The sequence below is a fragment of the Asanoa siamensis genome (assembly GCF_016862555.1).
In the GTDB taxonomy this organism is placed as follows: Bacteria; Actinomycetota; Actinomycetes; order Mycobacteriales; family Micromonosporaceae; genus Asanoa; species Asanoa siamensis.
Genome location: NZ_BONE01000070.1, coordinates 24,346 through 41,222, shown reverse-complemented (window position 1 = coordinate 41,222; position 16,877 = coordinate 24,346). Strand labels below are relative to the sequence as shown.

The 16,877-nt window shown below is 73.9% G+C and carries 12 protein-coding genes; 5 read left to right on the top strand and 7 right to left on the bottom strand.

Annotated elements, in window-relative coordinates:
• The 3 genes from Asi02nite_RS31690 to Asi02nite_RS31680 form a co-directional block, all read left to right on the top strand.
• On the top strand, positions 1–322 hold a 322-nt coding region (locus tag Asi02nite_RS31690), incomplete at its 5' end, for an AAA family ATPase (protein ID WP_373312361.1).
• Position 323: 1 nt separating this feature from the next.
• Entirely contained in the window at positions 324–1,631 is a 1,308-nt protein-coding gene (locus Asi02nite_RS31685) for a DUF58 domain-containing protein (RefSeq protein WP_203717678.1), read from the top strand.
• Positions 1,628–4,051 carry a transglutaminase TgpA family protein gene (locus tag Asi02nite_RS31680; RefSeq protein WP_203717677.1) on the top strand — a complete coding sequence of 808 codons (2,424 nt, stop codon included), beginning with the start codon at positions 1,628–1,630 and terminating at the stop codon, positions 4,049–4,051. The genes Asi02nite_RS31685 and Asi02nite_RS31680 overlap by 4 nt, the downstream gene beginning before the upstream one ends.
• Here Asi02nite_RS31680 and Asi02nite_RS31675 read toward each other — a convergent pair.
• The 5 genes from Asi02nite_RS31675 to Asi02nite_RS31655 form a co-directional block, all read right to left on the bottom strand.
• On the bottom strand, positions 4,014–4,637 hold the full coding sequence (locus tag Asi02nite_RS31675; protein ID WP_203717676.1) for a GNAT family N-acetyltransferase: 624 nt from the start codon (positions 4,635–4,637) through the stop codon (positions 4,014–4,016). The two genes, Asi02nite_RS31680 and Asi02nite_RS31675, sit on opposite strands and share 38 nt — an antisense overlap.
• Positions 4,638–5,960: 1,323 nt before the next feature.
• Positions 5,961–6,344 carry an SCO2097 family morphological protein gene (locus Asi02nite_RS31670; protein WP_203717675.1) on the bottom strand — a complete coding sequence of 128 codons (384 nt, stop codon included), beginning with the start codon at positions 6,342–6,344 and terminating at the stop codon, positions 5,961–5,963.
• Positions 6,345–6,422: 78 nt separating this feature from the next.
• Positions 6,423–7,709 carry a DNA polymerase IV gene (gene dinB, locus Asi02nite_RS31665; RefSeq protein WP_203717674.1) on the bottom strand — a complete coding sequence of 429 codons (1,287 nt, stop codon included), beginning with the start codon at positions 7,707–7,709 and terminating at the stop codon, positions 6,423–6,425.
• Between the two features lie 184 nt (positions 7,710–7,893).
• A complete protein-coding gene (locus Asi02nite_RS31660) occupies positions 7,894–9,045 on the bottom strand; it encodes an alkaline phosphatase family protein (RefSeq protein ID WP_203717673.1) in 1,152 nt (383 codons plus the stop codon).
• A gap of 28 nt (positions 9,046–9,073) precedes the next feature.
• Positions 9,074–9,817 (bottom strand): methyltransferase domain-containing protein, encoded by a 744-nt coding sequence (locus Asi02nite_RS31655; RefSeq protein WP_203717672.1) that lies wholly within the window; start codon positions 9,815–9,817, stop codon positions 9,074–9,076.
• A gap of 161 nt (positions 9,818–9,978) precedes the next feature.
• On the opposite strand from Asi02nite_RS31655, the gene Asi02nite_RS31650 reads away from it, so the two are divergent.
• Positions 9,979–10,419 (top strand): ester cyclase, encoded by a 441-nt coding sequence (locus Asi02nite_RS31650; RefSeq protein WP_203717671.1) that lies wholly within the window; start codon positions 9,979–9,981, stop codon positions 10,417–10,419.
• Positions 10,420–10,440: 21 nt separating this feature from the next.
• Complete coding sequence (locus Asi02nite_RS31645; protein WP_203717670.1) at positions 10,441–11,091, top strand: TetR/AcrR family transcriptional regulator; 651 nt, start codon at positions 10,441–10,443, stop codon at positions 11,089–11,091.
• Between the two features lie 31 nt (positions 11,092–11,122).
• Here Asi02nite_RS31645 and Asi02nite_RS31640 read toward each other — a convergent pair whose 3' ends face one another.
• Positions 11,123–14,485, bottom strand: coding sequence for an error-prone DNA polymerase (locus Asi02nite_RS31640; RefSeq protein ID WP_203717681.1), 3,363 nt, complete (start codon positions 14,483–14,485; stop codon positions 11,123–11,125).
• 161 nt (positions 14,486–14,646) lie between these two features.
• Positions 14,647–16,200, bottom strand: coding sequence for a DNA polymerase Y family protein (locus Asi02nite_RS31635; protein WP_203717680.1), 1,554 nt, complete (start codon positions 16,198–16,200; stop codon positions 14,647–14,649).
• Positions 16,201–16,877 lie beyond the last annotated feature (677 nt).

The following is a 16,877-nucleotide window of genomic DNA, read 5'->3' as shown; positions in this document are numbered from 1 at the left end:
GGTCACCGCGACCCGCGAGGCCCCCGACCTGCGCCTGGGCGCCTCCCCCCGGGCCGCCCTGCAGCTCCTGCGCACCGCCCGCGCGGTGGCCGCCCTCGAGGACCGCGAATACGTCGTGCCCGACGACCTGCAGGCGCTGGCCGTCCCGGTGCTCGCGCACCGGATCATCCCGACCGCCGACGCGCAGCTCGCCCGGCGCACGACCGACGCGATCGTCGCCGACATCGTGCACCGGCTGCCGTTGCCGCACGACCGCGGCCGCAACCCCTACGACACCCGCCCCCAGTCGTCTGACGGACGCGGCGACTACCGGAGGATGTGACGTGCGCGAAGCGCTGCGCGGGCTGACCACGCGCGGCCGCTCGTTCCTCGCGGCGGGCGGCGCGGCCGCCCTGTCGGCGCTGATCCTCGGTGAGAAGGATCTGCTCCGGGTCGCGGTGCTGCTGGCGATCCTGCCGCTGCTCGCCGCCGCGTACGTCGGGCGCAGCCGCTACAAGCTGGCCTGCAGCCGGTCGCTGGAGCCCCACCGCGTGCAGGTCGGCGCGAGCTCCCGGGTGATCCTGCGGCTGCAGAACCTCTCCCGGCTGCCCACCGGCACGCTGTTGCTCGAGGACCGGCTGCCGTACGCCCTGGGCAGCCGGCCCCGGGTCGTGCTGGAACGCCTCGGCGCGCACCAGGCCAGCTCGGTCGCCTACACGGTCCGCGCCGACGTGCGCGGCCGCTACGAGGTCGGCCCGCTGGTCGTCCGGCTGACCGACCCGTTCGGCCTGTGCGAGCTGTCCCGCTCGTTCCCGTCCGTCGACCGGCTCACCGTGATCCCGCAGGTCGTGCCGCTGCCGTCGGTGCGCCTGGTCGGCGAGTTCGCCGGCACCGGCGACAGCCGGGCCCGGTCGGTGGCCGTGCACGGCGAGGACGACGCGGCGACGCGCGAATACCGCCGGGGCGACGACCTGCGGCGGGTGCACTGGAAGTCCACGGCGCGGGTCGGCGAGCTGATGGTCCGCCGCGAGGAGCAGCCGTGGGAGAGCCGCGCCACGGTCGTCCTCGACACCCGGCAGGTCGGCCACCGCGGCGAGGGTCCCACCTCCAGCTTCGAGTGGGCGGTCTCCGCCGCCGCCTCGATCGCCGTGCACCTGCGGGCCGCCGGCTACAAGCTGCGCCTGGTCACCGACTCCGGCGTCGACGTCGACGCGTCCGAGGCGGGCGGCGAGGGCACCCTCCTCGACCACCTGGCCGAGGTCAAGCTGACCTCGCGCAGTGACGTCGGCCTGCTCGTCGAGCGGGTCCGGCGGCGCTCCGACGGCGGCCTGGTCATCGCCGTCCTGGGCGGCCTCGAGCCCGGTGAGACCGAGTTGCTCGCCGCGCTGCGGGGCAACAACGCCACCTGCATCGCGGTGCTGATCGACACGTCGACCTGGCTCAACCTGGCCCCCGAGGGCCGGGCCGAGGCCGACACCGCCCGCGAGGCCGCCGCGCTGGGCCTGCTCAGCAGCGGCTGGCGGGTGGTCGGGGCGGCACACGGCGACAAGCTGCCGGCGCTCTGGCCGCAGGCCGCCCGCGGCTCGCAGGGCTTCGCCTACCGCGCGACCATGGCCGAGACGGTCGCCGGCACGTTGGGAGTGACGCGATGAGAAGCCGGCGGCACATGGGCCTGGTGGCGGCGCTCGCCACCATCATGGCCGCTGCGCCCCTGAGCACCATCTTCGAGCAGTGGACCTGGCTGATCCAGTGCACCATCGCGGTCGCCCTGATCGCGGGTGCGGCGACCCTGGCCCGCACCGCGCGGGCGCCGGTCTGGGTCCAGACCATCGCGATGCTGGTCACCCTGCTGCTCGCGCTGACCTGGCTGTTCCCCAGCGGCCGGGAGCTGTTCGGCATCGTGCCGTGGACGGGCACGCTCGAGCACTTCGGCGAGCTGCTCACCCAGTCGGGGACCGACATGCGGACCTTCGCGGTACGCGTACCCGACAGCGACCCGCTGCTGTTCGTCACCGTGCTCGGCATCGGCGCGGTCGCGGTGATGGTCGACCTGGCCGTGGTCGGCATGCGCCGGCCCGCGCTGGCGGGTCTGCCGATGCTCGCGATCTACTCGGTCCCGGTCGCGGTCTACTCGGAGAGCGTCTCGTTCCTGCCGTTCGTGGTCGGCGCGATGGGCTTCCTCTGGCTGCTGGTCGCCGACAAGGTCGACACGGTGCGCCGGTTCGGCCGGCGGTTCACCGGCGACGGGCGCGACGTCGACGTCTGGGAGCCGTCGCCGCTCGCCGCGGCCGGTCGCCGGCTCGCGATCGTCGGTGTGCTGGTGGCGGTCGCGCTGCCCGTCGCCGTCCCGGGGATGACCTCGGGCCTGCTCAACCGCTTCAACGGCGGCGCGGGCGACGGCGTCGGGCTCGGCGACGGCTCCGGCCGGCCGGGCCGGATCAACCTGTTCGCGGCGCTGCAGGGCCAGCTCCGGCAGAACAACCTGGTCACCTTCGCGCGCGTGACGACCACCGACCCCGACCCGTTCTACCTGCGGTTCGCGGTCGCCGACGACGTCACCTCGGAGGGCTTCCGCAGCCGGTCGCCACAGGGGCGCAGCCTGCGCCAGCTCGAGGACCCGCGGGAGGCGCCGCGGGCCGGCGTCACCTACGAGCAATATTCCGCCGAGGTCGAGATGTCGCCCGACTACCAGATGCAGTTCGCGCCGCTGTACGGCATCCCGATCGGCACCGACGGCCTCGACAACCAGTGGCTGTTCGACACGAACCAGCAGGTCATCTTCTCCAACCGGGCGACCGCGCGGGACAAGGACTACCGGTTCGACTTCGTCCGCGGCAACTACACCGAGGACGCGCTGCGCCAGGCCCCCGACCCCGACCCCAACGGCCTCGAGGTCAAGCGGTTCACCCAGGTGCCGCCGGTGCGCCAGGTCCAGACCCAGGTCAACCAGCTGACCACGGGCGAGGACACGACGTACGACAAGGTCATGGCGATCTACCGGTTCTTCTCGGCGACCAACAACTTCCGGTACGAGCTGCAGACCGAGGGCGGCACCTCCAGCGAGGACATCGTCAACTTCCTGACCAACCGCAAGGGCTACTGCCAGCAGTACGCGGCGACGATGGCCTGGATGGTCCGGGCGGCCGGCATCCCGGCACGGGTGGCGTTCGGCTTCACCAACGGCACGTCCCGCGAGGGCGGCGCGATGGTGCTGACCAACCTCAACCTGCACGCGTGGACCGAGGTCTACTTCGGTCCCGAGTACGGCTGGGTGCCGTTCGACGCGACGCCGCGCACCGGGGTGCCGGGCGCGGTGCGGCCGGACTACGCGCCGGATCCCGACGCGCCGCGGATCACGCCGTCGGCGACCCCGTCGGCCGCCCCCGGCGGCAACCCGGACGACCTGGAGGACCCGCGGGACCGCACCGACCCGGGCGGCAACGAGGCACTCCCGGCGGCCCCGCCGCCGACGCTGCCGCGCTGGCCGTTCTACACGGCGGGCGGGATCCTGCTGGGCCTGCTCCTGCTGGGTCTGCCGGCGTTGCGCCGCTCGTCGCTGCGCCGCCGCCGCCGCGCGTCAACGGGCTTCGACCCGGCGGCACCGACGGTGCTGCCCACGACCGAGGAGGCCCGCCGGGGTCGGCACCACGCCCACGCGGCGTGGGACGAGCTGATCGACACGATGGTCGACTTCCGGGTACCGATCGACCGCACCGAGACACCACGGGCGACCGCGGAACGCCTCGCGGTGGCGGAGCTGCGCGGCGACGCGTCGGGCGCGGTCGACGGCGTGCGGCTGCTCGGGCAGGCCGAGGAGCGGGCACGGTACGCCCGCAGCCCACTGGCCGGCCCGGGCCTGGGCCACGCGGTCCGCACGGTCCGCCGGGGCCTGGCGAGCCGCGCGACCCGCCGCACCCGCCTGGTGGCGGCGCTGTTCCCACCATCGGTCCTGTCCCGCTGGCGCGGGGCGGTGGTCGACGTGTCCACAGGTGCGGTGACCTGGCTGTCCCGGGGCCGGGAACGCCTGGGCCGCCTCAGCCCGCGGCGGTTGCTGACGAACCGGGCCCGCTGACCCTGTCCTGCAGGCCGCGCCGCTCCCCCTGGGACGGCGCGGCCTTCGCCTTCCCGACGGCGGCGGCGTCCGCCCAGGCCACGCGCAGCTTCATTGGTCGGCCGACGGTCCGGCCGGGAACGCCGCCGGGATCGGAGATCTGAGCGCGCCCGACGACCCGCCCGCCGCGCGCGGCGTAGAAGGCTCTGGCCCTGGTGTTCTGTTCTTGAACCCAGAGATAGAGCGCGGACCCGCCCGCTTGGGCGGCGGCCCGGGTGAGCAGCGCGGACCCGAGCCCACCGCCCTGCTCCGCGCGGCGGACGTGCAGGTTGTCGACCAACGCTCCCCAGGTGGGGTCGTGGTCTCTGACCAGATGCACGAACCCGAGGATCTGGTGTCGGCTTTCCGACTCGGGGTCGACCACGATCGTGACGGCTCTGGGGTCGGGGTGGTTAAGGCGGGCGGCCCAGACGGCCAGGCGGTCGGCGAGGAGGTCACCGTCGAGGTAGTCGTCGGTGTAGGCGCCGCGATAAAACCGCCGCCAGCTATCGGCATGCAGAGCGGCGACGGCTTGGATGTCGCTGGCCAGGGCCGGACGAAGACGCATGCGGCGGACCCTCCATCGGAACGGCTTGCTGCGGGCCTGCCCACTCAACAAGACACGGCACCAACCCGGCAACGCCAAATCGGTGGTGACGCCCGCGGCTCTACTGATCCGGCGAGGGTCCGCAGGCCGACTCCGACCTAGGCGCCGCCGGCGGCCGCAGCGCCCGCCGCTCGGCTTGGTCGCGCGTGAGGCTGCCTTTGCTTCCAGACCCGTCGATCTGGGAAGCCATGGGGCCGATAGCCGGCGTGGAAAGTCGGCGCGGTCCACGCCCGCCGCGTCGTAATCGACCGCGACGGCGTCGGCCGACTCCTCGATTTGAGGTCAACGGCTAGCCGAGCGGTTCAACGCGCTGACCTCCGGCGGCCTGCGCAGGATGCCGAACCGCCGCTGCCAGCTGGGGGCAGGCGCCCCCCACCCGTCGACAACCCACATCCTGGCGAACCACATCCCGGCAACGCCTACTTACCGCCCCCCAGCCGCCGACGACCCGCATCCCGGCAATCCGCCGTCCCGGCAACGCCTACTCACCGCCCCCGCCGCCGACCACCCGCATCCCGGCAATCCGCCATCCCGGCAACGCCTACTCACCGCCCCCGCCGCCGACCACCCGCATCCCGGCAATCCCGCCTGGCCAGACGACCAGCGCGCACCCGTGCCGGACAGAACAGTCCCGCCGGCCTGGCGAAGAAGCACCGCCGCCTTTGCTCTTCGATCTGTCTCCGGTCCTCCCCCGTCCCCCCGATCGGTGCCGGATGCTCGGCTCTCGACCGGAGTCAAGGGTGGCCGCAGGCCATCGGCGCAGCCGACGCGAAGCGCCCCTGACGCCGGCCGAGAGGCGTGGACGCTCGTGCAGCGGGGGGACAGTTCCGCGCCACAGGCATCGGCGTATGCCGACCCGACGCGCCCTTGACGCCGGCAACGAGGCGCGGACTTTCATGCGGCGGGGAAACAGATCCGCGCCGCAGGCCACCGGCGCACGCCGACCCGAAGCGCGCTCGACGCCGGCCGGGAACCGTGGACACTCGTGCAGCGGAGACGGATCCGCGCCACAGGCATCGGCGCATGCCGAGCCGACGCGCCCTCGACGCCGGCGACGAGGCGCGGACCTTCATGTGGCGCGCGAGCAGATCCGCACCGCAGACCACCGGCGCATGGCGACCCGAGCGCGCTCGACGCCGGACGAGAGCCCCGTGGACGCTCGGGCACCGCGGACCGCTCCCCGGGTCGGGGCCGGATCAGGGCGCAAAAAGGCGTCGGACGCATGGTCCGACGCCACCAGAGCTATTTCCGTTGTGGCGGCCCGGGCGCCGCCCCAGCGGTTTGTCAGCGGTGTCCTTCGGGGCGCTGGCGCCAGCGCTCTTCGAGACGGTCCAGGAAGCCCGAGCGTCGCACGCGCGTGCGGCGGCTGGCGGTGCCGCCCACGACGTGCAGGTCGGGCTGTTGGCCCTTGCGGTGCGACTGCATGGCGAACGCCGCGGCGCCGAGCATGATGACGAAGCCCGCCACGCCCAGTAGCGGTGTCTTGTTCACCGTGCCGAAGACAACCAGGGCCAGGCCAGCGATGATCACGACGGCGGCCAACAGCAGACGACGCCGCGCGTGGAAACGCGGGTCGCTGGCACGCACGGCCGAGGCGAACTTGGGATCCTCGGCAAGCGACCGCTCGATCTGCTCGAACAGCCGCTGCTCGTGCTCAGAGAGCGGCACGGCACTCCTCCCCGGTCGCGAGGTCGACCCGGGCGGGCCGACAGACCGTGACAGTCAAGCGACTGCTTACCCGCAAGTCTACGAGGGGCTTCGCGGGTCGGAAAGCGGGACGACCGACGGCCGGGGTCGAATTTCCATCCGTTCGCCCGTGAGGAGGCTGGCCGGTCGGACCACAGATCGCCCGAAACGGGCAGCGGCGGCATCAGCGGCCGCTTCCGCCTCGCGCCACCCGCGCTCCGGCGCACCCAGCTCAGGCTGCCGCGCGGCCCCCGACGCACCCGTCAGCCCCTCGACCCGCACGCCCACCAACCTGACCCGGTCGCCGGGTCGAAGTGCCTGGTAGAGCGCCCACGCGGTCGCGAAGATCTCGCGCGCCACGTCGGTCGCGGTGCCCATGGTGCGCGAGCGGTTGACGGTGCGGAAGTCGGCCAGCCGCACCTTGATCGAGACCGTGCGCCCGGCCTGCCCGGCCCGGCGTAGTCGCTCACCGACCTTCGTCGACAGTTCCAGCAGCGCCCGCTTGATCACTTCGGAATCAGCGACGTCGGTGTCGAAAGTAACCTCGGCCCCGATCGATTTTTCGACGTGCTCGACGGTCACCCGGCGCGGATCGCGTCCCCAGGCGAGCTCGTGCAGGTGCGCCGCGGCCGCGTCGCCGAGCGCGCCCCGCAACATCCCGACCGGTGCCTCGGCCACCGCGCCCACGGTGGCGAGCCCGAGCCGGCGGAGCACCTCGGCCGCCTTCTCCCCCACGCCCCAGAGGGCGTCGACCGGCAGCGGGTGGAGGAACTCGAGCACCTGGTCGCGCGGCACGACGACCACGCCGTCGGGTTTGGCCCGCGCGGACCCGAGCTTGGCCACGAACTTGGTCGACGCGACCCCCACCGAGGCGCTCAACCCCTGCTCCTCGGCGACCCGCCGCCGGATCAGCTCCGCGATGGCCGAGGGCGACCCGAGCAACCGCCCCGCGCCGGCCACGTCGAGGAACGCCTCGTCGACGGAGAGCGGCTCCACCAGCGGCGTGATGTCGTGGAAGATCGCCATCACCGCCCGCGACGCCTCCCCGTAGGCGGCACCGTCCACCGGTAGGAACACCGCCCCGGGACAGAGCGCCCGCGCCCGCGCGGTCGGCATCGCACTGCGCACGCCGTATTCCCGGGCCTCGTAGCTGGCCGAGCTCACCACCCCGCGCGGCCCGATGCCCCCGACCACGACGGGCCGCCCGGCCAGGTCGGGTCTCTTGCGCACCTCGACCGACGCGAAGAACGCGTCCATGTCGACGTGCAGGATCGGACAGCCGGTGTCGTCGGCACCGGGCCCGAACCGCGGGTCACCCCCACGCGGCACCACCGCACTACGTCCCACGCAAGACAGGCTAACCAGGGGGTACGACGAAACCGGCCGGTCCTGAGCGCCGTTTGGTTGTGAACCGCGGACCTGGCAGCGGAGCGAAGCGGAGCGGTGTCCGGCGGGAGCGACGGTCCGGACCACCGCGGACCCGGGACAGGAGTCCTTGATCCTTTGTCTTATCGGGTCTTCGACGCCCGCGTTAGGGGCGGGCGCGGGAGATCAGGAGGGGGATCTCCATCTCGACCGCCGAGTACGCGCCGTGGTAAGCGATCAGCATCGCCTTGATCGCGTGTTCGGAGGTGGGGGCGACGACCGCGTGGGTGCCGTGGCAGATGGCCACCACCTCGCCGATGCGGGCGATGTTGCAGTCCGGCACGGGGCCGAACCAGCCCTGGGCGATGACCTCGTCGCGGTGGGCGACCCAGGCCGCGTCGCCGAGGATCTCGGTCCAGGTGGCCAGGACGTCGTCGGTCGCGCCCGGCAGGGTGTGCAGGTAGCGGACCCGCGGCTCGCCCGCGACCGCCCGCACGCCGGCGCGCAGGCGGGCGTCCGCGTCGAAGTCGAAGCGGTGGTGCGGCGGCACGTCGAGCTGGCCGTGGTCGGCGGTGACCAGCAGCGCGGCGTCCGGGGGCAGGCCGTCGAGCACCCGGTCGAGCAGGCGGTCGACGGCGGCCGCGGCCTCGCGCCACGGGTCCGAGTCGACGCCGAAGACGTGGCCGTAGCGGTCGAGGTCCGGGAAGTAGCCGTAGGACAGCGCCGGTGGCGCGCCCGGGTGGCCGAGGCCGGCCACGACGGCGGCGGCCAGTTCGTCGACGTCGGAGGCCGGTTGGTACGCGGCGCCGCGGTTGGCCGCCAGGGTCAGGCCGCTGGCGGCGAACTCGGGGCGGTTGGCGACGCTGACGGTCAGGCCGGCCGCGGCGGCGCGCTCGAACAGCGTCGGAACCGGCTGCCAGACCGCCGGGTCCGGGTCGGTGCGCCAGTGCGTGTGGGTCAGGACGGTGTCGGTGCCGGGGATCGCGACGCGGAAGCCGAGTACGCCGTGCGTGCCCGGGCCGACGCCCGTGCCGAAGGAGACCAGGCTCGTGGGGGTCGTCGACGGGAAGCCCGTCGTGATCATCCGGGGTGCGCGGGCGGCGAGGTCGGCCAGGGTCGGCGCGTACGGGGCCGCGGTCGGGATCTGGTGCCAGCCGAGGCCGTCGATCAGCAGGATGGCGATCCGGCGTACGCCGTCGAGCTCCAGGCCGAGGACGTCGGTGCAGCCGGGCACGCCGAGCTGGGCCAGCGCGCTCGGCAGCACGTCCATCAGGCTGTCGGCGCCGTACCTCGGCAGGACCTGGTCGAACTCGCTCATGCCTCCGCCGCCCTCCGGTCAGGCTGGCTCATACCGGGTCGGCGGGGCGGCGGGCGAGCAGGTGCAGCTGGGCGGCGATGTCCCGGTACGGCGGTCGGGTGGCGGCGGCCAGCTCCAGGTCGAGCAGGGTGCGCGGGTCCGCGTCGGCGGCGGCGGCCGGGACCAGGTCGGCCAGGACGCGTACGCCGTGGACGTCCTCGATCGCGAGACCCGCGTCTCGGAGCAGGTCGGCGGCCCCGTCGGCGTCGTAGCGGCGGCGCAGCGTGTCGCGCGGGCCGGTGCGGCCGTCCGGGTCGGCGAGCAGCGCGGCCGCGGCGGCGAGGTTGCCGCCGGTGGCGCGGGCCAGCACCGCGGCGGCCCGGGAGGCGACCAGCACCGAGGCGGCACCGCCGGGGCGCAGGGCGGCGGCGATCGCGGTGACGACGCCGCGCGGGTCGTCGACCACCTCGAGGACGGCGTGGCAGAGCACCAGGTCCACCGAACCCGGGGTGACCAGGCCGGTCAGCGCGTCGCCGTCGCCCTGGACCGCGCGTACGCGGGGCGCGACGCCCGCCTCGGCGGCGCGGCGGTTGAGCGCCGCGAGCGCGTCCGGGCTGGCGTCGACGACGGTGACGCGGTGGCCGGCCTCGGCCAGCGGCACGGCGAAGCCGCCGGTGCCACCGCCGACGTCGAGGATGGTGAGCCCGCCGTCGGGGGCACGGTCGAGCTCGCGGCGCAGCACCTGCCAGACGACCGCGGTGCGAGGGCCGGGACGGACCGTTGTTCGCTCCACGCGCCGAGCCTAACGGTCGCGTGCCGCACCGGTGCGCTGCGGCGATCCCGGTTTGGGTGGAGGCGCCGCGCGGATCACTCCAGTTTCATTGCGTACGGGCCGGCTTTGGCTGGATCGTTGTTCCAGTCAATTGATGGTGCTTCCAGTGAACGGAGGTCAGAATGACGCTTGCCGAGAAGCTCGCCCGTGGGGTGCTCGACGCCATGAACGCCGGTGACATCGCTGCTGTCGGCCCGCTCGTCGCCCCGGATTTCGTCGACCACGGCGCGCCGCCGTGGGCGCCGCAGGGGCGGGCGGGCTATCTGGAGATCCTCGGGTACGTGACGCGCGCGCTGCGGATCCGCTACGAGGTGCACGACGTGGTGGCCGCCGGCGACAAGGTGGCGATCCGGGCCACCGCGCACGGGGTCAACGAGGTCGACATGCTGGGGTTCACGCCGACAGGCAAGCCGTACGCGATGCACACCATGCATCTTTACCGCGAGGCCGGCGGGCTGCTGGTCGAGCACTGGGGCATCCGGGACGAGATCGGTGTCCTCTGGCAGGTCGGCTCGCTCCCCCGCCCGCGACCGGCGGGTTTCGGTCTGCCCGCGGCGCGGTAGCGGGCTGGAAGAATCGGTGGGGTGACCACGCGGCGCTATCAGAGTGCGGTCCGCGCCGAGCAGTCCCGGGCCACCCGGCAGCGGGTACTCGACGCGGCCCGCGCCCTGTTCGTCCGCCGCGGCTACAACGGCACGACGGTCGAGGCGATCGCGGCGCGGGCGAAGGTGAGCGTCCAGACGGTCTACAACACGGTCGGCGGCAAGGCGGCGGTGCTCAAGGCGGTCTACGACGTGACGATCGCGGGCGACACCGACCCGATCCCCATGATCGAACGCCCGACCGGCCGCGCCCTGCGCGCCAGCGAGGACGGCCGCGAGGCGATGCGGTTGTACGCCCGGATGAGCCGGGAGATCTACGAACGGATCGGGCCGCTGGTGCCGATCCTGCTGACCGAGGGGGCGGCGGGTGATCGTGAGGTGCGGGCGTTCATCGACACGATCGAGAGCGAACGGGCCGTCGGCACGACCAACATCGCCCGGCACGTGGCGAGCCGGTTCGGTCTGCGGGCCGGGCTGTCGGTGGAGGATGCGGCCGACATTCTGTGGACTCTGACTTCTCCGGATGTTCTGTATCGGTTGGTCCGGCGGAGGGGGTGGTCGCTGGACCACTTCGAGAGGTGGCTCGGCGAGACGATGGCGGACTCGCTGCTGGGGCCGGTGAAGGACGCCTGACCGACGCGCGGGCCCGGCGGGCAGCCGCTGGTCAGCGGAAGTCGCGGGAGGCCGGCGTGACCGGTGGCGTGATGGCGTCGAGCCGGTCCGCGCGGAGGTTGACCACCCCCTCGGCCATCTCCAGGCGCCCGCGTACGACCAGGGCCGCGCTGCGACGGGCCACCCGCTGGTAGCGCTGCCACAGCCCCTGCGAGCACGTGACGTTGAGCATGCCCGTCTCGTCCTCCAGGTTGATGAACGTGACCCCGCCCGCGGTGGCCGGGCGTTGGCGGTGGGTGACGATGCCGCCGACGCGGACGCGTTGGCCGTGTTCGTAGCGGCCCAGGCGGGCGATCGGGATCGCCCCGATCGCCGCCAGTTGCGGGCGGATGAACTGGGCCGGGTGGCTGTCGGGTGACAGGCCGGTGGCCCAGACGTCGGCGACCAGGCGGTCGACCTCGTCCATGCCCGGCAGCGGTGGCGCCTGGGTGGCCGCGGTCGTGCCCGGTAGTCGGCCGGGGCGCTCCTGGGCCGCCGCGCCGGCCGCCCACAGGGCCTCGCGCCGGGTCAGGCCGAAGCAGGCGAAGGCGTCGGCGGTGGCCAGTGCCTCCATGTTGGCCGTGGTGAGGCCGACCCGGCGGGCCAGGTCGGACATGTCGCGGTAGGGCCCGGACTCCACCCGCTCCCGCTCGATCTTCTCGGCCAGGTCGCTGCCGATCGTGCGGACGCCGGACAGGCCGATCCGGACCGCCGGACCGCCCAGCCCCCAGCGGTGCGGCGGCTCGCCGGGCGCACTGCCCCAGCGGGTGTCCTTCGTGGACTCCAGGACCGCCTGGGCGTTGCTGGCGTTGATGTCGGGCCGGCGCACCTCGACCCCGTGCCGGCGGGCGTCGTCGGTCAGGGTCTGCGGCGAGTAGAAGCCCATCGGCTGGGCGTTGAGTAGCGCGGCGAGGAACGCGGCCGGGTGGTAGCGCTTGAGCCACGAGCTCGCGTAGACCAGGTAGGCGAAGCTCATCGCGTGGCTCTCGGGGAAGCCGTAGCTCGCGAACGCCGACAGCTTGAGGTAGATGTCGTCGGCCAGCGCACCCGTGATGCCCCGCTCGGCCATGCCGGTGTAGAGCCGGTCGCGGATCTGCGCCATCTTCTCGGTGGACCGCTTGGACCCCATCGCCCGGCGCAGCTGGTCGGCCTCGGACGGGTCGAAGCCGGCCACGTCGATGGCGAGCTGCATCAGCTGCTCCTGGAACAGCGGCACCCCGAGCGTCTTGTCGAGCGCCTTGGCCATCAGCGGGTGGTCGTGCTGCCACTGCTCCTGGCCGTTCTTGCGGCGGATGAAGGGGTGCACCGAGCCGCCCTGGATCGGGCCGGGCCGGATCAGCGCGACCTCGACCACCAGGTCGTAGAACACCCGGGGTTTCAGCCGCGGCAGCGTCGCCATCTGGGCCCGGCTCTCGACCTGGAACACCCCGACCGAGTCGGCCCGGCACAGCATGTCGTAGATCTCGGGGTCGTCGAGCGGCATCGTGCTGATGTCGAGATCGTCTTCGATCATGTCGTACGCGTAGCGCAGCGCGGAGAGCATGCCGAGCCCGAGCAGGTCGAACTTGACCAGGTCGACGGCGGCGCAGTCGTCCTTGTCCCACTGGAGCACGGTGCGGCCCGGCATCCGGCCCCACTCGACCGGGCAGACCTCGATGATCGGCCGGTCGCAGATCACCATGCCGCCCGAGTGGATGCCCAGGTGGCGCGGGAACGTCTGCAGCTCGTTGGCGAAGTCGACGACGTGCTCCGGGATGTCGTCGACGTCGACCTTGGCGACCGAGCCCCACCGGTCGATCTGCTTGCTCCACGCGTCCTGCTGGCCGGGCGAGAACCCGAACGCCTTGGCGATGTCGCGCACCGCCGACCGCGGCCGGTAGGAGATCACGTTGGCGACCTGCGCGGTGTGCCGCCGGCCGTATTTCGCGTACACGTGCTGGATGACCTTTTCCCGCTGGTCGGACTCGATGTCGACGTCGATGTCGGGCGGCCCGTCGCGCTCCGGGGCGAGGAACCGCTCGAACAGCAGCCCGTGCTGGACGGCGTCGACGTTGGTGATCCACAGCGCGTAGCAGACCGCGGAGTTGGCGGCGCTCCCCCGCCCCTGGCAGTAGATCTTGTTGTCGCGGCAGAACGTGACGATGTCGTAGACGACCAGGAAATAGCCCGGGAAGCCGAGCTGCTCGATCATGTCGAGCTCGTAGTCGAGCTGGCGGTAGGCGTCCGGATGCGCCTCCCGCGGCCCGTAGCGGACCAGCGCCCCCTCCATGGTCAGCCTGCGGAGGTGGTCCATCTCGCTGCGCCCGTCGGGCACCGGGTAGTCGGGCAGCTTCGGTGCCACGAGCTGGATGTCGAACGCGAGGTCACGCCCGTATTCGGCGGCCCGGGCCACGGCACCCGGGTAGGCCGCGAACCGCTGCGCCATCTCGGCGCCCGTGCGCAGGTGCGCGGTCGCCGCCGCGGGCAGCCACGGGTCGATCTCGTCGAGGCTGCGCCGGGCCCGGACCGCCGCGAGCGCGGTCGCCAGCCGCCGCCGCGCCGGCGTGGCGTAGTGGACGTTGTTGGTCGCGATCGTCGGCAGCCCACGCGCGGCGGCGAGCGCGGCCAGCGCGTCGTTGCGGTCACCGTCGGACGGGTCGCCGTGGTCGGTCAGCTCGACCGCGACGTTGTCGGCCCCGAACAGCCGGGCCAGCCGGTCGAGCTCGCGCGCGGCCGCGTCGACCCCCTCGGTGAGCAGCGCCGCCGGCACCGTCCCCTTGCGACACCCGGTGAGCACCAGCACGTGGTCGCGGAGCTGCTCGGCGACGTCTTCCAGCGTGCCGTAGTCGGGTCGGCCCTTCTCACCGCCGTCGAGCTGGGCCTGCCCGATGACCGACGACAGCCGCGCGTAGCCCTCGGTGCCGTGCGCGAGCGCCAGCAGGTGCCGCCCGTGCGGGTCGGGCTCGCCCGAGCGGATCACGGTGTCCCGGCCCCGCACCCCCTCGGACAGCGACATCTCGGCGCCGAAGATGGTCGGCAGCCCCAGCGCCCGCGCCGCCTCGGAGAAGCGGACCACGCCGTAGAAGCCGTCGTGGTCGGTCATGGCGAGCGCGGTCAGCCCGAGCCGCCGCGCCTCCTCGGCCAGCTCCTCGGGATGGCTCGCCCCGTCGAGGAAGCTGAAGTTGGAGTGGCAGTGCAGCTCGGCGTAGGGCACGGTGTCGGCGTCCTGGCCGGACGACGGCTCCGGCGGGACGTAGGGCTGGCGCTTGCGGGTCCACGCCGGTGAGTCGCCGCCGTCGGCATCAACGGCCAGCGGGTCGACGACGTGCAGGTGGCGGCGGCCGGAGAGCGTCCCTTCCAGCTGCGACCACGAGATCCCGGGGTTATTGAAGCCCATCAGGAGCCCCCGCAGTAGCAGGAGCCAGGAGATCAGGATCTGGTCCCGGGCCCGCGGTGGTCCGGACCGTCGCTCCCGCCGGGCACCGCTCGCTGCGCTTCGCTGCCGGGTCCGCGTCGTCATACCCGTTACATCGAGATGACCTTGCGAACTGGTTCGCTCTAGTCATAGATCGCCTCCACCGACCACTGGCCGCCGGCCAGGGAGAGCAGGAAGGCGCTGCCGTCGGCGAGAGCGACCTGGAAGCGGGCGCGGCGGCGAGCCTCGGTGGGTGCCCACCAGCGTTCGTCGACCGGCCAGGGGCCGGTCCAGCCGACGATCTCGGCGGGCGGCCCGTTGCCGATCGTGAGGCGGGCCGGGGCGGCGGTGACCAGCAGCCGGGCGGAGACCCCGACGGGCTCACCGCGCGCGTCGCGGACAGTCGCCGGGAGTGGGGCCGGCAGGACCAGCGCGGGCGCCGGCGCCGGCAGCCGCCCGGGCCAGGGCGCGGCGGGTCGGGCCGGGGACAGCTCGTCGCCCCAGGGCACCAGGCGTACCTGGTCGGCCGGCGACCGGCCACCACCGAGCACGGCGGTGACCACCGACTCGGGGCCGAGGATGCCCTGGATCCGGTTGAACGACCGGTGTGCCCGCTCCTTCTCCTCCCCCGTCTCACCCCACAGGCCGGGTTGGAGGCCGGCGTGCGGGAGCACGCCTTCCGGCACGAGGCGCAGCCGGATGAGGCCGGCGGTCGGCCGGGCGGGTGCGCTCCGCGCGCCGCGGCCGGCGGTCCCCGACAGCCACCCGTCGAGCTGCCAGCGCACCCGGTCGGCGATCGCGGCGGTGGTCAGCAGCCCGTCGTGCCGCCAGACCCGGTGCAGCTCCTGGCCGTGCGCGGTGACCGCGCCGATGGCGAGCCGGGTGCAGGCCAGCCCGTAGCCGGCCAGCCGCTCGTGCAGCCGCTCCGCGAGCATCCGGGCGGCGAACGCGGCCACGTCGACCCGCTCCAGCGGATCGTCGCCGTAGTCCTCGCTGACCTCCAGGTCCGGCGGCGGCTGCCGGACCGCCAGGGGCCGCTCGTCGCCGCCCGAGGCCAGCCGGTGCGCCAGCGCGGCGTCGAACCCGAACCGCGCCAACACGTCGCCGCGGGCCAGCCCGGCGAACGCGCCGAGGTTCGTGATGCCGAGCCGCCGTAGCAGCTCGGTGAGCGCGGGCCGGGCCAACGCCTCCACCGGCCGCCCGGCCAGAAAGGCGATCGTCTCCCCACTAGGGACGATCAACCCTTCCCGAGCCGCGAGCCCGGCGGCGAACCCACCGTCGGCGACCCCCACCTGGCTCTCCACCCCGCAGGCCTGCGCGACGTGTTCGACGATCCGCTCGGCCGCGGGCTCCTCGCCACCGAAGTACCGGGCCGGCCCCCGCGCCGCGAACCCGCACACCCCCGGCCGGACCACCTCGACCCCGGCGACCATCTCCTCCACGGCCGCGACGACCGGCTCGAACGCCCGCGCGTCACGGGCCGGATCGTGGTCGACCACGACCAGCCCCGGACACCGGCTCTGCGCTTCCCGCTTGCGCAACCCGCGCCGCACACCCTCGCCCCGCGCCGCCTCGGACGCCGCCACGACCCGATTGGCATGCAACACCGCGACGGGCCCGGTAGCCGCCACCCCGTCGACGATCTCGGCCGCGATGACGGGCCAGTCAGGACACCAGAGCACAGCGGTACGCGCCACCGCGCCCTCGCCGCCCCCACCCCGACCAGCGTCGACCCGCCGGGCGCCCGAGCCACCCACCCTGCCTGCGGCACCCACACCGACCGCACGGTCCGCGGCACCCGGCCTGCCCGCAGCACCCGGACCACCCGCACGATCCCCGGCACCCACACCGCCCGCGCGGGCCGCGCGCGGCCTGCCCGCGGCACCCGCACGATCCGCGGCACCCGACGTGCCCACGACGTCCGGGCCACCCGCACGATCCGCACGGGCCGTGGCACGCCGGCCACCCGCACGATCCGCGGCTTCCGCGGTGCGCACGGCGCCGGAGCCGCCCGCACCACCCGCCATGTCCTGGCCGCCGCCGGCGGCGGCCAGGGTGCTCATCAGATCGGCGACCTCCGCACCGCCCCGGGCGGTCGGCTCCGGCGCGGTCGTCGGGTCCGGCCTCGTGGTCCGGCGGCGGGTGGTGGTGGGGGTTCGTCTGGTCGTGGTCATCGGACCCCGCCGCCGACGAGCTTGAGGCGGGGGCGGTCGTCCGCGTCCGCGTGCGTGGCGGACGGGCGCGGGCCGTTTCCGGCCGACCGGCCCGGAACCGCCCACGGGTCGGCCTGGTCAGCGGCGGTCTCCCCCAGGGGCGTCGGGACGCCCGAAGGTGACCCGCCTCCCGGAGCAGGCGGCGTCGACTCGGCTGCGGC